The following is an 18,463-nucleotide window of genomic DNA, read 5'->3' on the forward strand; positions in this document are numbered from 1 at the left end:
GCGGTTGCAGAGAAACGTTGAAACTGCCTGACCGGCGACTGCCGGTCAGGCTGACACCCGCTTATTTGCTGACGCTGACGTCAATGCCCGGGAAGAATTTCGCCGCCAGTTTAGTGACGGTGCCGTCGGCATGGACTTTGGCGATGGCCGCATCCAGTTCACCTTTCAGCTTGCTATCGCCTTTGCGCAGACCGAAACCAATGCCGGAACCGAGAATGGTGTCGTCTTCCACCGGCTTACCGGCAAAGGCGAAACCTTTGCCCTGCGGCTTATCGAGGAAACCAGACTGACCGGCGGCGGACATCACCAGCGTACCGTCAAGACGGCCAGCGACCATATCGTTATACACCTGGTTCTGATCCTGATACGACGTCACCGTCACGCCCTGGGATTCCCAGTGCTTTTTAGCGTAGGTTTCCTGGATTGAGCCCTGCAGCACGCCAATATTTTTACCTTTCAGTGACGCCGCCGTCGGCTCGAGTTTCTCGCCCTGCTTCACGATCAGCATGGTAGGAATGCGGTAGATCGGGTTGGTGAAGTCGATACTTTTCGCCCGCGCCTCGGTGATGTTCATCGCCGAGTTAATCGCATCAAATTTTTTCGCCTGCAGCGCCGGGATCAGCGCATCAAAGCTGCTCTCAACCCATTTGCAGTCAAAATGGCCGACCTGGCAGATAGCTTTGCCCAGTTCGATGTCAAAACCCTCCAGCTCGCCCTGCGCGTTGCGGCTTTCAAACGGCGGATATTGCGACTCCAGACCGTAGCGCAGGCTCTCCTGCGCCAGCGCCTGCACGGAGGTGATCATGCCCAGTGCGATAAACAGTGCGTTCAGTTTTTTCATTATTTTCCCCTAATTACCCTTTAACCCGGCACAGCGCCTGCGCGCCGGCTTCGAGCGTTGCGTCGTCTTTAGCAAAAGAAAGGCGGATTAATTTATTGTCAGTGCCATCCATATAAAACGCCGACAACGGAATGGTGGCCACACCGTGATCGACGATGAGACGTTTTACCATTTCACTGTCGCTTTCGTCACTGAAATGTCCGTAGCTGGCCAACATAAAGAACGAACCGGCGCTCGGTAACAGCCTGAACGGTGAATCCTGCAGCAGCGTCTGCAGCCGGTCGCGCTTCGCCTGATAAAACGACGACAGCTGCAGATAGTTTTGCGGGTTCTGCAGATACTGCGCGAAGCCAACCTGCATGGGCGTATCGGCGGCGTACATCATGAACTGATGCACCTTGACGATCTCCGCCATCAGCGCAGCAGGCGCCAGCGCATAGCCGACGCGCCAGCCGGTGACGTGGAAGGTTTTGCCGAAAGAGGACACCACCACGCTGCGCTGTGCCAGTTCCGCATGCGTGGCCATGCCGCAGTGCGTCTGGCCGTCAAACACGATGTGTTCGTAGACTTCATCAGACAACACCACGATGTCAGTGTTACGCGTCAGGGCCGCCAGCTGGTCGAGATCGGCGGCATTCAGTACCTGTCCGCTCGGGTTATGTGGCGTATTGATGATAATCATGCGCGTACGCGGCGTGATCGCGGCACGCAGTTCGTCCCAGTCAATCGCAAAATCGGGCACCTGCAGCTTGAGGCCGATCGGCGTCGCGCCCTGTAACCGCACCACCGGCGCGTAGCTGTCAAAGGCTGGCTCAAAAAAGATCACTTCATCACCCGGATGCACCAGCGCCGAAATCGCCATGTAGATGCCCTGACTGGCACTGCCGGTGATCAGGACTTCGCTGGCGGCATCGTACGGCTGGCCATACAGGCGGTGCACTTTCTCCGCCAGCGCTTCACGCAGCGCCGGTAAACCGGTCATCGCGGCGTACTGATTATGGCCGTCGCGCATCGCCTGGCTGACCAGCTCAACCAGCTGCGGGTCACACGGGAAATTGGGCGCGCCCTGGGACAGATTAACGGCCTGGTGCTGTGCGGACAGCTGGCCGATCACGCTAAAAATGGTGGTGCCGACGTCCGGCTGTTTGGAGGAGAGCTTCACGCTGCTGTTCAGGGTCATCATTGCTCCACAGGTTGCATAACCACGTATCGGAAGTAGATTTCTATTCAACGGCGCGACGCTTGAGTCGACAAGCGAATTGTTGTCATAATAGCCATGATAAAAAATCATAGCTTGAGGCCGTTATGTCCCGCTCTGCTCTGCCGCTCAACGCCATTCATGCCTTTCTGGTCACTGCCCGTCATCTCAACCTGACGCGCGCCGCCAGCGAACTGTGCATCACTCAGGGCGCGGTGAGCCGCAAAATTGCGGCGCTGGAGAGCTGGCTGGGATTTGCCCTGTTTGAACGCCACGCGCGCGGTCTGCATCTCACCGATCAGGGCGCGGCGCTGCTGCCGGAGCTGCAACAGGGATTCAATCTGCTGATCAATGCCACAGAGAAAGCCAGCCGCAGCAATGCCTCGATTCGGCTGAAAGCCCCGACCTGCGCCATGCGCTGGCTGGTGCCGCGTCTGGTGGCGCTGGAGCAGCAGCGGCCAGACATTCACGTGGCGCTGACCACCACGCTCGATCACGCGTCGCAGCTGGAAAACTTTGATGCGGCGATTGTATTCGGCACGCCGCCTGCCGGTGCCATTCCGCTGTTTGCCGAGCGCCTGACGCCGGTGCTGGCCAGCAGCGTGCCGGCGCCGCGCCATGTCAGTGAACTGGCCAGATTTACCTTCCTGCACCCGACCGGCGATACGCGCGACTGGCAGCTGTGGCTGTCCGGCCAGGCGGAGCAGCTGCCGATGGCGCGCAATCAGCACTTCGCCACCATGGATTTGGCGATCAGCGCGGCGATTCAGGGATTTGGCGTGACGGTGGCGGATATTACGCTGGTGGAGAATGATTTGGCGAACGGGCGGTTAATCGCCCCGTTTGCCGCGAGTGTGGCAACCGGGGCGAGCTACAGCCTGTTACAGCGGGCGGAAAAAGATGCGCCACCGTTTTTGCCGCAGCTGGTGGCGTGGTTGTGTCAGCCTCAGAATGAAACCCACTCTTCACTGCTGGCGGGTTTACCCTGAGCGCCTGCGGCGGCAGATAATACCGGCCGGCGCAGCGCAGGCGCGGCAGTGGATGCCACAGCCTGCGCGCGCGGCGCGCTGTCGGACAGACGGAACTTCGCCACCGACGCCTGCAGCTCTTCGGTCTGACGCTCCAGCGCGCTGGCCGCCGCCGACACCTGCTCCACCAGCGACGCGTTCTGCTGGGTGACGCTGTCCATTTCAGTGACGGCGGTGCCGACCTGCGAAATCCCTTTGCTCTGCTCTTCCGACGCGGCAGCGATGTGCTTCATGATCTCGTTCACATCCTGCACCGACTTCAGAATGTCATGCATGGTGCTGCCGGCGCTGCTGACCAGCTCCGAGCCCTTTTCAACGCGTGATACTGAATCTTCAATCAGCGTGGCGATCTCTTTTGCGGCGCCGGCGCTGCGTTGCGCCAGGTTGCGCACTTCGCTGGCCACCACGGCAAAGCCGCGCCCCTGCTCACCGGCACGCGCCGCTTCGACTGCCGCGTTGAGCGCCAGGATGTTGGTCTGGAAGGCGATGCCGTTGATCACGCTGGTGATTTCGGCAATCTTTTTCGAACTGCCGGAAATGCCCTGCATGGTGGTCACCACTTCGCCAACCAGACGGCCGCCCTGCTGCGCGGTGCCGGTGGCGGTCTCCGCCAGCGCGCTGGCCTGACGTGCGTTGTCGGCGTTGAATTTCACCGTGGCGGTCAGTTGCTCCATGCTGGCCGCGGTCTGTTCCAGCGCGGCCGCCTGCTCTTCGGTGCGCGATGAAAGATCGTTATTGCCGGCTGAAATTTCTGCCGCGCCGCGATAGATGTTCTCCGTGCCGCTGCGGATGGCGCTGACTGCTTCACGCAGGCTGTCCTGCATCGCCCGCAGCAGTGGCACCAGTTTGCCGACGCAGTTGCGGCCAAATTCTTCCACCGGCTGGCTGAGATCGCCCTGCGCAATCACCGTGAAATGGTTACGGATGCGATCCAGCGGTTTCACCAGCATCGTCACCAGGTAACGGTCAGTGAACAGCAGAATCAATAAGCCGAACACCACCGCCGACACAATAATCACTTTGGTCATGCTGGTAAGCGTATCCACGGTCACGCGGGTCTCATCCAGCTTGCTGCTGGCGGCCTGATTAAACGCTTCTGCGCTGGCACCAAACGCCCGGCTCAGCGGCGGCGTGACATTGTTGGCCTGCGCGCGCCATGCATCCAGTGAAGCCTGCTGCGCCAGCGCCACCTGTGGTGCGATCCCCTCATCCAGCAGTTTCTGCCAGCTGCTGATCACATTGTTCACCGTCTCGCTGTCCATCGGACCCGGCGCCATGGCTTTGAACTGGCTTAACTGCTGTTTCATGTTATCCAGTGCCTGCTGCACCGGCGCGAACGCTTCTGCGGTCGGCGCGTTACCGGCGGTGCGGCCTTCCATTACCCGCGACAGACGCGTGACCACGCGGAAATATTGATCGTTGCCTTTGCTGAGCGCCGTCATCTGGTTTACCAGCTGACGATCAATCTCGTTACCCTCGCCGAGCGCATTCAGCGAGTGGACGCTGAACAGCCCTACGCCACACCATAACAGGCAGAAAAGCCCGAGAATGGTCAGCATAACGGCGCGAATCGTGAAGTTTTTTAACATACCCATACATAATCCCCTGGTGTGAACGCTGGCAGCCCGGATAAAACAGGGCTTAGGGTATTTATCGGCAGCGAACCGGGAAAAGATAAATGTTTTGTAAGCTAATTAATTGCAGGGTGGGGTGCCGCGCGGGGCGGCTGAGCGGTCGTAAAATCAGGCAGATAGCGGCTAATTTGCCTTAAAAAAACATTGATGTTTTTACATGATTAGCAGGCTTATTAAAGTTTAACGTGGCTGCGCATCATCAGGCGAAACAGACGCAGACGGCCGCGCATAAATCGCGCCTTCAGCACCGATTCCGCTTTACCGTCGTGGCCAAAGGCGAAAGTCAAATCTTCACCCGGCCGCCACACCGGCCAGTCGGGTTCCCCGTCGAGCCGCAGCCGATGGCTGAACTCACTGGCATCCCGCGCAAAGGCCACCCACCAGGCGCTGACGCGACCGGCAAAGGCGATATCGCTGGCGCTGTAATGCCAGTCACCCGGCGGCGGCAGCGTCGCGAGCGTATTGAAGACATAAGGAATTTCGTTGCCGTGCCAGGTGCCGTGCGGGTAGAGATGACGCGCGTTTTCTGACACATAATCAAACCAGTAACGCCATGCAGGCATGCCGATGCTGTGCTGCGACTGTGCCACCAGCAGCGGCATGACGGTAAACGCCATGTCGCGCGCCACCGCGCGCCCCAGCAGGCTGTCATCATGGATATCGTACAGCCACTTCAGCAGGCGATAACTCAGGCGACTTTTGCTGCGCAGTTGTTGTAACACGCTGCGGGCATCCACGCCGAAGTAGTCCAGCACGCTGGCTTCATCGCTGTTGCTGCCAATCATCAATGGCACGCGATGCTGTTTACCCGCCATAAAGGTGTCGAGCATCGGTCTGGGTAGCACCGCATCGCCGCTGATGGCCACCGGCCCCAGCGCCAGCGGTCGCTCCAGCGGCCAGAAACTGTCGGCCGGCAGTGCGCGCAGCTGCTCCGCACTGGCGTCCGCGGCCAGATTGAAATGCGCTGCCACCTGCAGGCCGGTTTGCTGCGCCTGCTTATGCGGCACGTCCGGCAGGCTGTAGGCACTTTGCACGATGCCCTTATGAAACAGTCCTTCGGCCAGCGGCGAGCAACACAGCGACAGTACGCTGCGCGCGCCGGACGATTCGCCAAACAGCGTGACGTTATGGCGATCGCCGCCAAACGCCGGAATGTTGCGCTGAATCCACTGCAGCGCGGCAATCTGATCCAGCAGCGCAAAATTATTGACCACCTTGCCCGGCGGATACTGGGCGTCGAGCGCCGGATGCGCGAAAAAGCCGAAATGGCCAAGGCGGTAATTGAGTGTCACCACCACCACGCCCTGCGCTGCCAGCGCTTTGCCGCGATAGGGATCAAGGCTGCCGGCGCCGATGCTGAAGCCACCGCCGTGCAGCCATACCATCACCGGTAACGGCGTAGCGGGTTCGACATCCGGCGTCCAGACATTCAGATAGAGGCAATCTTCGCTGAAGCGGCCCGGATCGCCGCCGCCGGCCGCCACGCAGTAGTCACGATTTTGCCAGCTGGCATCGCCCCACGCGGTGGCATCGCGCAGCGTTTGCCACGGTACCACCGGCTGCGGCGGACGCCAGCGCAGTGCGCCAACCGGCGGCGCTGCATAAGGTATTCCTTTAAAGGTAAACAGTTCATCATCCATCAGGCCTCTGAGTTCACCTTCTGCCGTCATGATCCTCAGACGTCGTTCATTTTTCATTGCGGGTTCCTGGTAAAGCCTGATTCCATTATTTGCAGGCCTCAGTGGAATGTCTATGTTCTGCAAGCATTTGCAGATTAAGCCGAATAAGCGACCGATTCATTGAACAATTTCATCAAATTTTTTGGTTAACTGCAGCGGCGCATTCTGTTTTATGGTTGCAAGTTAACCTGGCGTGACGGAGAGACGCGATGTTTGCTGGCATCAATCAGCTGTTCACCCGGATGAGCGATCACCCGGATTTCGGTAAATTGCTGTTACGCTTAACCTTCGGCGGGCTGTTGCTGTTTCATGGCGAGTTTAAGGCGATTCATGGCGTCGGCTGGATCGCCCATCTGCTCAGCGTCAAAGGCATGCCAGGTTTCATCGCTTACGGTGCTTACATCGGGGAAATTGTGGCACCCATCATGGTCATCGTTGGCCTGCTGACGCGTCCGGCGGCCTTTATCATTGCCGTTAACATGGTAGTCGCAACGCTGCTGGTGAAAATGGGCGCACTCTGGCATCGCACCGATGTCGGCGCCTGGTCGCTGGAAACGGAAGCGCTTTACCTGCTGGGCGCGCTGGCCATCCTGTTCCTGGGTGCCGGAAAATATACGCTGGTGCGCGACGCACGCCTGCAATAATCATTAGAAAGAAAAACAGCCGGCCTGTAAAAGTGATCCTGTCACTTTTCAGGCCGCTTTTTTACGCCCTATTCCTGCACGCCGCAGCGGGCCAGACTGCGCTGTTGCGTCTGCTGATACAGCACCATCTCATCCTGCACGGCGGCACCGAGCGCGGCTTCAAAATCGGCACGGCTGGCATTCCCGGCGCTGCGGGCCTGAGTCTGGTTGCCCAGATTAGACTGGAAGATGCCGGCCGCGCTCACCGGCAGAAAATCTTCGTAGACAATCGGTTCCGCCTGTAAACGTCCGGCGGCCAGCAGCTGCGCCACGGTTTCCCCGGCGCGCGGCGGCTGATGCTCGCCCTGCGGCGTCAGACGGTAGCGGAACCACGCCAGTTCCTGCTCGCGCAGCGTCTGTTCATCATCAGGAAAATCACGAAACACCGCGCTGAGGTGCAGCTGATGCTGCTGGTTATCGCTGCCGGTACCGGCCTGCGCCAGCAGCCGGTCGTACAGCGCGCGGCCTTTAGGCGTAAGCGCCGCGCCGCGCTGCTCAATTTCACCAAAGCGCGCGGTATGGGTGCCAGGCGTGCCATCATTAAAATGCACCGCCTCTTCCAGCGCTTTGAAGCTGGTCTGGCGCAGCAGAATCGGCACCGCGCGCGGCGGCGGCCCTTCAATCAGGATTTTCGGTTCGATGCCGCGCGAAGGCATCAGCGCCTGTACGCGATCGATATCCAGCGTACGTGGCGTCAGGTGATTGATGTGGCAGCCGCGGAAGCAGACTACGTCGGCAATCAGGCGATGCTGCTGGCTCAACGCGCGGTAGGTGGCGCTGTCCACCGTGGTGTGCGCATGCCAGCGAAAGGTTTCCAGCGCCTCCTGAACAAAGCGGGCGGCATCCGCAGCATTGAGACCGCCCTGCTGCTGATGCTGCGCGATCAGTGCCCGGCAGCCAGGCGTGAAGATGTCGCGCGCCGCCAGAATAGCCGCGGCTTTGTCGCGCAGTGCGGCATCGTCGATCAGCTCCAGCCGCAGCAGCGAGGTGAAAACGCGGAAGGGATTGCGCCGCAGCGCGCTGTCGCTGACCGGGCGAAAGGCAGTAGAGTGCACCGGCACGCCCGCCTGTGACAGATCGTAATAGCCCACCGGCTCCATCCCCATCACGGCAAACATCTGCCGCAGCGTGCTGAGCTCTGCGGCAGTGCCGACGCGAATGGCACCGTGACGCTCCACGCCGAGCCGGCTCAGCTCATCGGCAGCGGCCAGACGGTTTTTCAGCGCCGGCTGCGCTTCTAAAGTGCGTTCGTTAACGGCGGTAACCAGCTGCGTCAGGGTGCCATACTGCGGCACCTCCTGCTGGTACATGGCCGACATGGCCTGAGAGAACAGCGTGCGGATGGCATCGCGGGTGAGAAAGTTATCCATGGTCATCACCTTGGGCTAAAGGGTTGCTGCTACTGTAGATCAACCCTTTAGCGGCGGGTAACATTTTCGCGGAACTGTGATCGCCCTGTCACTCGGTGGCGCGCGGCTGGTCACCAAAGCGGCATTTCAGTATCAGCATCAGCGTGGTCAGCGCCGCCGGCAACGCCAGCAGCAGAAAGATCTGGCTAAACGACCAGCCGAGGGACAGCAGCTCAGCGCCGACGAAGGCGCTGATGATTGCGCCGATGCGGCCAACGCCGTGCATCCAGCTGGAGCCGGTCGCGCGGGCATGGGTGGGATAGTAACTGGCCGAGAGTGCATTCATGCCGGTGTTGGCACCGTTAAAACAGAAGCCGCTGCAGAAGGCGATGGCGCTCATCAACCCGACCTGCGCCGGGGAAAACCCGAGCGCCACGATGGCGATGCCGCCGCAAAAGTAAATGATGGCCAGCGCCAGATTGGCGTTGATGCGGTCCATCAGCCAGCCGGCAAACAGTGAGCCAACGGTGCCGCCCGCCTGATACATGGCGGTGACGATGGCCGCTTCGGTGACAGACATGCCCAGCGTGTTAATCAGCGATGGCAGCCAGCTGCCAATCAGGTAGACCAGAAACAGCCCCATGAAGTAGCCGCCCCACAGCATCAGGCTGCCAAACAGATAGCGGGATGAGACGACGGTGGCCACTGCACCGTGGCGCGCGGCCAGCGGTTCACTGCTTTGAAAATGGCTGTCAGGCCGGACGCTGCCCGGCAGCATGCGCGCCAGAATGGCGTGAATGCGCGCAGCAGGCGCGCGCTGGCTGATGAGAAAGCGCACCGACTCCGGCAGGCCGCGCAGCAGAAACGGCAGCACCAGCAGCGGCAGCACGCCGCCCATCAGCATCACCGAATGCCAGTCATAGCGCGGCAGCAGCCACGAGGCGGCAAAACCGCCGGAGGCCGCGCCAAAGGTGAAGCCGCAGAACACCACGGTGATAATAAACGACCGACGCCGCTCGGGCGCGTATTCGGCCACCAGCGTGCCGACGTTGGGCATCGCCGCTCCCAGCCCCAGACCGGTGAGGAAGCGGAACAGCATCATCTGTTCGATGTTTTGCGCCATGGCGGTCGCCAGCGTCCAGAGGCCAAAAAACAGCACGCTGAGCAGGATCATCACGCGGCGGCCGTAGCGATCGGCCAGCGGTCCAGCCACCATGGCACCCAGCGCCAGGCCAATCAGCGCCGCGCTGATCACCATCCCCAACTGATGATTGGTCACGCCCCAGCTGGCTTTCAGCGTCGGCGCGATAAAGCCCATTAGCGCGATATCCATGCCATCCAGCGCCACCACGACAAAGCACAGCGCAATTAAACGCTTCTGCCAGCTGCTTAACGCGCTCTGATTGATGAGCTGGCGGACGTCAATGGCTTCAGCGCTGGTCACGGTACCACTCCTGCAGGATTATCACGAATAGGTCATCAGTTTTGGTAAAAAAAACGGCGCTTATGATAGCGCATCGTTAACAATAACGGGCAGTATTTTTAAGTGAAATTGAGAATTATTCAACATTTTTCCCGCTAAGCGACTGATAACGCTGAATGCAGAAACGCGCCCGGACGCCCGGTTATTTATAAAGCCAACCAATACAGCCACTTACTAAAACTTCTCACGCCGACCGTTTTTGTTAATATAATTTTGCAGGTAAGTTAACAGAATCTTAGTCAGCCACTTGCCGCTGACCGCTCTGACTCATTACGCTGGCGTTTATGGATAAAAATCATCTCTTTAATCAGCGCATTCGTCTGCGCCATTTACACACCTTTGTGGCAGTCGCGCAACAGGGCACCCTGGGCCGCGCGGCGGAAACCCTGAATCTGAGTCAGCCGGCGCTGTCTAAAACGCTCAATGAGCTGGAGGAACTGGCGGGCGCACGTCTGTTTGAGCGCGGTCGCCTTGGTGCTCAGCTGACGACGCTGGGAGAACAGTTCCTGACCCACGCGGTGAAAGTACTGGATGCGCTTAACCACGCCGGACAAAGTTTCAACTCACCGGTTTCCGGACGCCCGATCGTGATCCGCCTTGGCGCCCTCACCACCGCCGCCATGGGGATGCTGCCGCAGATCCTGGATCGCTTCCATGAGCAGCAGCCGAACACCACGGTACAGGTGGCCACGCTGCACAATAATGTGCTGCTGGCTGGCCTGCGCGCCGGGGAGTTTGATATTGGCATTGGCCGTATGGCGGACAGCGAAATGATGACCGGCCTGACCTACGAATTGCTGTTTCTCGAATCGCTCAAGCTGGTGGTGCGACCGGAGCACCCGCTCTTAAGTGACAACGTCACACTTTCCCGTGCCATGCAGTGGCCGGTAGTGATTTCGCCTGAAGGCACCGCGCCGCGGCGTATTGCCCAGCACATGCTGGATGAACAAGGCTGCTCGCTGCCGGGCAACTGTGTCGAAACCTCGTCCACCTCGCTGGCCCGCCAGCTGGCGCTGCGGTATGACTATGTGTGGTTTGTGCCATCCGGCGCGGTGAAGGAAGATTTAAGTCACAATGCGCTCAGCGCACTGCCAATCGCATCGCCCGGCCCCGGCGAGCCGGTGGGCATTATTACCCGCAGCGGCCACTCTCTCTCGCTAAGCGCGGAAGTGCTGATGGCCACCATCCGCAAATTTCACAGTTAACGGCTGCGTTTGGCGTGGCGTTCGCGATTGTCGAGGCGCGCGCGATCGGTTTTGCGCAGCCCGACATAAACTGCACCGCTGCCACCGTGCTGCGGTTGCGCGCTGCAGAAGGTCTGAACGTCGTCAAATTGCCGCAGCCAGCGTGCCACGTAGCTGCGGACAATATTGGCGTGCGCTTCATCATCCCGCCCTTTGCCATGAATAATCAGCAGATTGCGCAGGCCCTGTTTGCGCGCTTCCAGCATAAAGCTAAACAGCGATTGCCGGCAGGTCTCTACCGGCTGGCGTAACAGATTAAGACTGGCGTCCAGCGTATATTTGCCCAGCCGCAGCTTGTCGAGCACGCCCTGCTGAATGCCATCGGCTTTATATTCCAGCGGCGTGTCGCGCGGGATAATCTCAAGGAAGCCGCGCGTCAGGAAGTTGTCCGGTGCGTCGTCATGCGGCTGCTGGCGCGGTGCTTTGGTTGACGGCGCGCGCAGCCACTGGGTGTTGGCGCAATCTTTTAACGGGGTTACATCACCCATGGCATCGCGGAAAAGGTCTTCATCATCAAGGTTCATGGTGTTTTCCTCACGCCTGGTGGTGAATCGGGCGCAACATGCCACCCGAAAGCAAAATAGTAGCAAAGGTTCTCCGCTATCACATCCGTCGCTTTCTGCGCAGGATCAGGTTGTGTCCGGATGTAAATATGGAAAGAAAACGTTCCAGATCAAAAACCGGCTGGTAATCTGCAGACATCAAAGCCGCGAATACCCAGCATTTGTGCGGTTTTGATCATTATTACTGCTCGGATGAGTTCACATGACAGAGAAAAATGTTAAAATTGACGACAGTCAATAATCATCGAGCGTACCTATATGATCCCGGAAAAACGCAGCATTCGACGTATTCAGTCTGGCGGTTGTGCCATCCACTGTCAGGATTGCAGTATCAGCCAGTTGTGTATTCCCTTCACGCTGAACGAACATGAACTGGATCAGCTGGACAATATTATTGAACGCAAAAAGCCGATTCAGAAAGGCCAGACGCTGTTCAAAGCCGGTGATGAACTGAAATCCCTTTATGCTATCCGCTCCGGCACCATTAAAAGTTACACCATTACCGAACAGGGTGATGAACAGATCACCGGTTTCCATCTGGCGGGCGATCTGGTGGGCTTTGACGCCATCGTCAGCGCGCATCATCCGAGCTTCGCTCAGGCGCTGGAAACGGCCATGGTGTGTGAAATCCCGTTTGAAACCCTCGACGATCTGTCCGGTAAAATGCCGGCGCTGCGTCAGCAGATGATGCGTCTGATGAGCGGCGAGATCAAAGGCGATCAGGATATGATCCTGCTGCTGTCGAAGAAGAACGCGGAAGAGCGTCTGGCGGCGTTTATCTGGAACCTGTCGCGTCGCTTCGGCCAGCGCGGTTTCTCACAGCGTGAATTCCGCCTGACCATGACGCGCGGCGACATCGGTAACTATCTGGGACTCACCGTCGAAACCATCAGCCGTCTGCTGGGACGTTTCCAGAAAAGCGGCATGCTGGCGGTGAAAGGCAAATATATCACCATCGAAAACCATGCGCTGCTGGCTGAACTGGCCGGCCAGACCGATCAGGCAGCGTAACCGCCTGCCGGGTCGATAAATGTTATTTTATTGATCCGGCAACAACTTTTCCGCTTCTGCCCTGCGCCATCTTAGGCTATCTTTAATCCAACTTCGCTTTGGTTTGAGGAGAGTGCCTTATGTCCCGGTATCAGCATATTCTGGTGGCGATTGATGCTCAGCAGGACGACCAGCCGGCGCTGCGGCGTGCGGTGTATCTCAATCAACGTATCGGCGGAAAAATCAAAGCCTTCCTGCCTATCTACGACTTCTCCTACGAAATGACCACCCTGCTGTCACCCGACGAGCGCGTCAACATGCGCAAAGGGGTGATTAGCCAGCGTACCGAATGGATCCGCGAACAGGCGCAGGCCTATCTGGAAGCCGGCGTGGATATTGAGATCAAAGTGGTGTGGCATAACCGGCCGTACGAAGCCATCATTCAGGAAGTGCTGGCGCATCAGCATGATTTGGTCCTGAAGATGGCGCACCAGCACGATCGTCTGGAAGCGGTGATTTTTACCCCTACCGACTGGCACCTGCTGCGTAAGTGCCCGTGCCCGGTATGGATGGTCAAAGACCAGCCGTGGCCGGAAGGCGGCAAAGCGGTGGTGGCGGTAAACCTTGCCAGCGAGGAACCGCATCATGATGAGCTTAATCAAAAACTGATCCGCGAGACCACGCAGCTGGCTGAAATGGTGAATCACACCGAAGTGCATCTGGTGGGCGCCTATCCTGTCACACCGATTAACATTGCCATCGAATTGCCGGATTTTGATCCCAGCGTCTATAACGATGCGATTCGCGGCCAGCATCTGGTGGCGATGAAAGCACTGCGCCAGAAATTTTCCATCGGCGAGGAGTTTACCCACGTAGCGAAGGGCCTGCCGGAAGAAGTCATCCCGGATATCGCGTCGCATCTCGACGCCGGGATTGTGGTGCTGGGCACCATCGGTCGTACCGGTCTGTCAGCTGCGTTTCTCGGCAATACCGCTGAACAGGTGATCGATCACCTGCGCTGTGATTTGCTGGCGATTAAGCCGGATGATTTCAAATCGCCGATTGACCTCGACGATGAGGAAGATGAAGAGGATTAAATAACACAGGGCGGCCATCCTGTGCCGCCCCGGTTTGAGCTTGTCAGGGCGGTGACATCACCGCCCTTTTCGTTTCCTACAGCGCGCGCAGAATGCCTTCGACGCTGGCTTTGGCATCGCCAAACAGCATCTGGGTGTTCTCTTTAAAGAACAGCGGGTTCTGCACCCCGGCATAGCCGGTGTTCATCGAGCGTTTGAACACGATGACGTTTTGCGCTTTCCACACTTCCAGCACCGGCATACCGGCAATCGGGCTGCGCGGATCGTCCTGGGCCGCCGGGTTGACGGTGTCATTGGCACCGATAACCAGCACGGTGTCGGTATCGCTGAAATCATCGTTGATCTCATCCATCTCCAGCACCACATCGTACGGCACTTTGGCTTCCGCCAGCAGCACGTTCATGTGCCCCGGCAAACGACCGGCTACCGGGTGAATACCGAAACGCACCTTAATACCGCGCGCGCGCAGCTTCTCGGTGATCTCTGCCACCGGATACTGCGCCTGGGCGACCGCCATCCCGTAGCCCGGCGTGATGATCACCGAGGTCGAGTTTTTCAGCAGTTCTGCCGTCTCTTCCGCGCTGATCTCACGGTGTTCACCCGCTTCTTCGCCCGCATCCGCACCGCTCACGTCAGTACCGAACCCGCCGGCAATCACGCTGATAAAGGAACGGTTCATCGCTTTACACATAATGTACGACAGGATGGCACCGGAGGAGCCCACCAGCGCACCGGTGACGATCAGCAGGTCGTTGCTCAGCATAAAGCCCGCCGCCGCCGCCGCCCAGCCCGAATAGGAGTTGAGCATCGAGACCACCACCGGCATATCCGCACCGCCAATCGACGCCACCAGATGCCAGCCGAACACCAGCGCAATCACCGTCATCAGCAGCAGCGCAACGACCTGTGCAGCGGTGCTGTCGGTACGCACAAACCACAGCATCAGCAGGAATGAGACCACCAGCGCCGCCAGATTCATTTTATGGCGATGCGGCAGCATCAGCGCTTTTGAGGAGATCTTGCCGCGCAGTTTGCCAAATGCCACCACCGAACCGGTGAAGGTCACCGCGCCGATAAAGATGCCGAGGAACACTTCGGTCAGATGGATATTTTCCATCACCGCTGACAGCCCGGGCGCGTGGTCAAGGTAGCTGTTGAACCCGACCAGCACCGCCGCCAGACCGACAAAGCTGTGCAAAATCGCCACCAGCTCCGGCATTTCGGTCATTTCGACTTTCTTCGCCAGACGCACGCCAATCGCACCGCCGATCACCATCGCCAGCAGAATCCACGCCACGTGGCCGCTGTGCGGACCAAAAATGGTGGCGAGCAGCGCCAGCGCCATGCCGCTGATACCAAAAATATTGCCCTGCTTTGAGGTCTCATGCTTCGAGAGCCCGGCCAGGCTGAAAATAAACAGAATTGCGGCAACAATGTATGCTGCAGTCACTAATCCGCCAGACATGTTGTTACCCCTTAATTCTTACGAAACATTTTCAGCATGCGCTGGGTGACGGTGAAACCACCGAAGATATTGATGCTGGCAATCAGGACGGCGATAAACGCCAGGAAGGTGACCCAGCCGCCATGGCCCATCTGCAGCACCGCGCCCACCACAATAATGCCGGAGATGGCGTTGGTGACGGACATTAACGGCGTATGCAGCGCGTGACTGACGTTCCACACCACGTAATACCCGACGACGCAGGCAAGCGCGAACACGGTGAAGTGCGACAGGAATTCCGCTGGCGCGACGTTGGCCAGGCAGCCGAACAGCACTACCGCGAGCGCCAGCAGCAGATATTTGCGCCACGGCGCAGCGGGCTTCTCTGCCGCTTTCACCTGCGGCTGTGCGGCAGGTTTTGCGGCCTGTGGCGCAGCAGAGACCTGAATCGGTGGCGCAGGCCAGGTCACTTCGCCGTCACGAATTACCGTGACGCCGCGCACCACGACATCGTCAAAATCAACCACGATCTCGCCGTTTTTCTCTTTACACAGCAGCTTCAGCAGGTTCACCAGGTTGGTGCCGTACAGCTGCGAGGACTGCGTTGGCAGCCGGCTCGGCAGATCGGTGTAGCCGATGATTTTGACGCCGTTGTCGCTCAGCGTGACGCGGTCGGCGACAGTCAGATCGCAGTTACCGCCGGTGGCTGCCGCGAGATCAACAATCACGCTGCCCGGCTTCATGCTGGCCACCATCTCTGCGGTGATCAGCTTCGGTGCCGGCTTGCCCGGGATCAGCGCGGTGGTGACGATAATGTCCACTTCCTGCGCCTGCGCCGCGAACAGCGCCATTTCCGCCTTGATAAAGGCCTCGGACATCACTTTGGCGTAACCGTCGCCGCTGCCCGCTTCCTCTTGAAAGTCGAGTTCAAGGAACTCGGCGCCCATACTCTGCACCTGCTCCTTCACTTCCGGACGGGTATCGAAGGCGCGCACGATGGCACCGAGGCTGCCCGCCGCGCCAATCGCCGCCAGACCGGCCACGCCAGCCCCGATGACCATCACTTTTGCCGGTGGCACTTTACCGGCGGCGGTAATTTGCCCGGTAAAGAAGCGGCCAAACTCATGGGCTGCTTCGACAATGGCACGGTAACCGGCGATGTTCGCCATCGAGCTGAGCGCATCCAGCGACTGCGCGCGCGAAATACGCGGTACGGAATCCATCGCCATTACGGTGATGTTGCGTGCGGATAATTTCTCCAGCAGCGCCGGGTTCTGTGCTGGCCAGATAAAGCTCACCAGCGTACTGCCCGCGCGCATCAGGGCGATCTCGCTGTCGTCTGGCGCGTTCACCTTCAGCACGATGTCGGACTGCCAGACATCCTGCGGATGACTGATGCTGGCACCGGCGGCGATAAAACTGTCATCATCAAAGCTGGCGCGTAGACCGGCGCCCTGCTCAACGGTGACGCTGAATCCCAGCTTAACGAGCTGCTCAACGGTCTTTGGCGTCGCTGCGACGCGGGACTCGTTAGCTAACCGCTCTTTGGGTATCCCAATTAACATACTGTTTCCTTTCCATGATTAAAGGATGAGGTTCTGTAAGGGGCACATGCTTAAAAGCCGAAACGCTGTTTCAGCTTTTTATGAGCGAAATGCACTATGTAACAAAGTCTTTATAACCTACTGAAAATGCCCAGGACGATCTAGCGCCATAACGCACACTTATGACATTCACACAGATATTCAGATGCCAGCGATGAATACCGCGGGATGCGACCAGGTTTGCGGCATTATGGAAAATAATCTGCTGTGCCTAATCGTGTCATGACGAATTAACTGTTTTTAAAAACCTATATTTAACAATGCGTTAACTATTATGGTACTAAGCGATACCGGTTAAAGCGGTAAGCTGACCAAAAAAAAGCCATAACAGCGAAAGATGACAGGCCGATGAATAAAATGCTGGGATTGTCAATGTTATGCGCATAAATTGGCTGAGACAGGCCGATTATTACATGCAATAATCAGCGGCTAATCTGTTATACATCAAGAGTCCAGCACGTTTTCGTACTCAATTTGCGTAAGGCGAAGGATCATTTTTATGAAGCTGAAGAACACCATTCTGGCGTCGACCCTGTTATCACTGCTGGCGGCCAATGCGTTTGCTGCCAAAGAGTTAACGCCAGAACAAGCGGCCGCGTTAAAACCATTCGAACGTATCAATATTAGCGGCCGTTTCAATGCAATTGGCGATGCAACAGACGCCGTGTCTAAAGCCGCCGACGCCAAAGGCGCGGACTCTTTCTACGTGCAGGGCATCAACGACAGCAACGGTAACGGTGGCAACTGGCGCGTTACCGCCGATCTGTACAAAGCCAATGCAGCGAAAGTGGAACAAAGCACGCAATACCGGATGTTCAACGGCGTGAAAGAGCTGCCTAAGGCGGAAGCATATCGCCTTGAGCCATTTGACACCGTCTCCGTCAGCGGCTTCTTCTCCAGCCAGCCGGACGTGAACGAAGCCATCGCCAAAGCGGCGAAAAACAAAGGTGCGGCCTCCTTCTTTATTGTGCGTCAGGTGGATGCTAACAACGGTGGCAACCAGTACGTGACCGCCTACGTGTATAAAGCCGATGCCAAAGCGCGCGTGGTGCAGGATACGTCTGACTCGATTCCGGCTGATTCTGAAGCCGGCAAAGCAGCCCTGGCTGCGGGCGGCGCAGCGGCGAAGAAAGTGGCAATCCCTGGCGTTGCTTCCTCGGATACGCCGAGCACCAGCGTGGGTCGTTTCTTTGAAACCCAAAGCTCTACCGGTCAGCGTTATACTGTGACGCAGCCGGATGGCCGCAGCGTGCAGGAAGTCAATGCGATCACGGCCGCACAGATGCAGCCGTTTGACACCATCTCCTTCTCCGATCACTTCGGCACGCCAACCGAGATCTCAGAAGCCGTGGGCAAACGCGCCATCGCCAAAGGCGCGAAGTATTATCACATTACGCGCCAGTGGCAGAACCAGAGCGGCGGCAACCTGACCGTCACTGCTGACCTGTTTAAATAATCCCCGCGCAGGGCGGCGCCCGTCGCCCTGCCGTTTGCATAATCCGTGTGCAAATCTGCATAGTCTTGCATTGCCTTCACCGTTCGCTCTCCGTAAAATCTGCCGCCTGTTTTCAGGGCATTCCGTTTTAAACGGGACTGATTGCCACTTTACACTCTGGCTGAACAACT

The 18,463-nt window shown here is 58.3% G+C and carries 15 protein-coding genes; 6 read left to right on the plus strand and 9 right to left on the minus strand.

Features of this window, described 5'->3' with window-relative positions; all coding sequences use genetic code 11:
• Window positions 1-61: 61 nt before the first annotated feature.
• Both ABVR31_RS09945 and ABVR31_RS09950 read right to left on the minus strand, forming a co-directional pair.
• Window positions 62-841: a transporter substrate-binding domain-containing protein gene (locus tag ABVR31_RS09945; RefSeq protein ID WP_372772609.1), complete on the minus strand. Its 780-nt coding sequence runs from the start codon at window positions 839-841 to the stop codon at window positions 62-64.
• Window positions 842-854: 13 nt separating this feature from the next.
• A complete protein-coding gene (locus ABVR31_RS09950; protein WP_058774709.1) occupies window positions 855-2,021 on the minus strand; it encodes a methionine aminotransferase in 1,167 nt (388 codons plus the stop codon).
• 125 nt (window positions 2,022-2,146) lie between these two features.
• On the opposite strand from ABVR31_RS09950, the gene ABVR31_RS09955 reads away from it, so the two are divergent.
• Window positions 2,147-3,028 (plus strand): LysR substrate-binding domain-containing protein, encoded by an 882-nt coding sequence (locus tag ABVR31_RS09955; protein WP_058758511.1) that lies wholly within the window; start codon window positions 2,147-2,149, stop codon window positions 3,026-3,028.
• Here the strand turns inward: ABVR31_RS09955 and ABVR31_RS09960 are convergent.
• Window positions 2,986-4,662 (minus strand): methyl-accepting chemotaxis protein, encoded by a 1,677-nt coding sequence (locus ABVR31_RS09960; RefSeq protein WP_058758510.1) that lies wholly within the window; start codon window positions 4,660-4,662, stop codon window positions 2,986-2,988. The two genes, ABVR31_RS09955 and ABVR31_RS09960, sit on opposite strands and share 43 nt — an antisense overlap.
• Before the next feature lie 212 nt (window positions 4,663-4,874).
• Entirely contained in the window at window positions 4,875-6,398 is a 1,524-nt protein-coding gene (locus ABVR31_RS09965; RefSeq protein ID WP_325923689.1) for a carboxylesterase/lipase family protein, read from the minus strand.
• A gap of 191 nt (window positions 6,399-6,589) precedes the next feature.
• On the opposite strand from ABVR31_RS09965, the gene ABVR31_RS09970 reads away from it, so the two are divergent.
• Window positions 6,590-7,024: a DoxX family protein gene (locus ABVR31_RS09970; protein WP_058769762.1), complete on the plus strand. Its 435-nt coding sequence runs from the start codon at window positions 6,590-6,592 to the stop codon at window positions 7,022-7,024.
• 68 nt (window positions 7,025-7,092) lie between these two features.
• Here ABVR31_RS09970 and ABVR31_RS09975 read toward each other — a convergent pair whose 3' ends face one another.
• Window positions 7,093-8,433 carry a VOC family protein gene (locus tag ABVR31_RS09975; protein ID WP_372772612.1) on the minus strand — a complete coding sequence of 447 codons (1,341 nt, stop codon included), beginning with the start codon at window positions 8,431-8,433 and terminating at the stop codon, window positions 7,093-7,095.
• An 88-nt stretch (window positions 8,434-8,521) separates the two neighbouring features.
• Complete coding sequence (locus tag ABVR31_RS09980) at window positions 8,522-9,856, minus strand: MFS transporter (protein ID WP_372772614.1); 1,335 nt, start codon at window positions 9,854-9,856, stop codon at window positions 8,522-8,524.
• A gap of 323 nt (window positions 9,857-10,179) precedes the next feature.
• On the opposite strand from ABVR31_RS09980, the gene ABVR31_RS09985 reads away from it, so the two are divergent.
• Window positions 10,180-11,100, plus strand: a complete 921-nt coding sequence (locus tag ABVR31_RS09985) for a LysR substrate-binding domain-containing protein (protein ID WP_021506104.1) — start codon at window positions 10,180-10,182, stop codon at window positions 11,098-11,100.
• Here the strand turns inward: ABVR31_RS09985 and smrA are convergent.
• Window positions 11,097-11,663, minus strand: coding sequence for a DNA endonuclease SmrA (gene smrA / locus ABVR31_RS09990; protein WP_152391026.1), 567 nt, complete (start codon window positions 11,661-11,663; stop codon window positions 11,097-11,099). The genes ABVR31_RS09985 and smrA overlap by 4 nt on opposite strands.
• A gap of 297 nt (window positions 11,664-11,960) precedes the next feature.
• Between smrA and ABVR31_RS09995 the strand changes: the two genes are divergently transcribed.
• On the plus strand, window positions 11,961-12,713 hold the full coding sequence (locus ABVR31_RS09995; protein WP_031279133.1) for an FNR family transcription factor: 753 nt from the start codon (window positions 11,961-11,963) through the stop codon (window positions 12,711-12,713).
• Window positions 12,714-12,832: 119 nt separating this feature from the next.
• Window positions 12,833-13,789, plus strand: coding sequence for a universal stress protein UspE (gene uspE, locus ABVR31_RS10000; RefSeq protein ID WP_058769760.1), 957 nt, complete (start codon window positions 12,833-12,835; stop codon window positions 13,787-13,789).
• A gap of 76 nt (window positions 13,790-13,865) precedes the next feature.
• On the opposite strand, the gene pntB is transcribed toward uspE, so the two are convergent.
• Window positions 13,866-15,254: a Re/Si-specific NAD(P)(+) transhydrogenase subunit beta gene (gene pntB, locus ABVR31_RS10005; RefSeq protein WP_088515812.1), complete on the minus strand. Its 1,389-nt coding sequence runs from the start codon at window positions 15,252-15,254 to the stop codon at window positions 13,866-13,868.
• Window positions 15,255-15,265: 11 nt separating this feature from the next.
• Entirely contained in the window at window positions 15,266-16,798 is a 1,533-nt protein-coding gene (pntA, locus tag ABVR31_RS10010) for a Re/Si-specific NAD(P)(+) transhydrogenase subunit alpha (RefSeq protein ID WP_372772617.1), read from the minus strand.
• Between the two features lie 538 nt (window positions 16,799-17,336).
• Here pntA and ydgH point away from each other — a divergent pair.
• Window positions 17,337-18,293, plus strand: coding sequence for a DUF1471 family protein YdgH (gene ydgH, locus ABVR31_RS10015; protein WP_021506110.1), 957 nt, complete (start codon window positions 17,337-17,339; stop codon window positions 18,291-18,293).
• The last annotated feature ends 170 nt before the right edge of the window (window positions 18,294-18,463 follow it).

Origin of the sequence: Pantoea sp. WEP (genome assembly GCF_041678305.1) — a bacterium.
Lineage (GTDB): Bacteria > Pseudomonadota > Gammaproteobacteria > Enterobacterales > Enterobacteriaceae > Pantoea > Pantoea dispersa.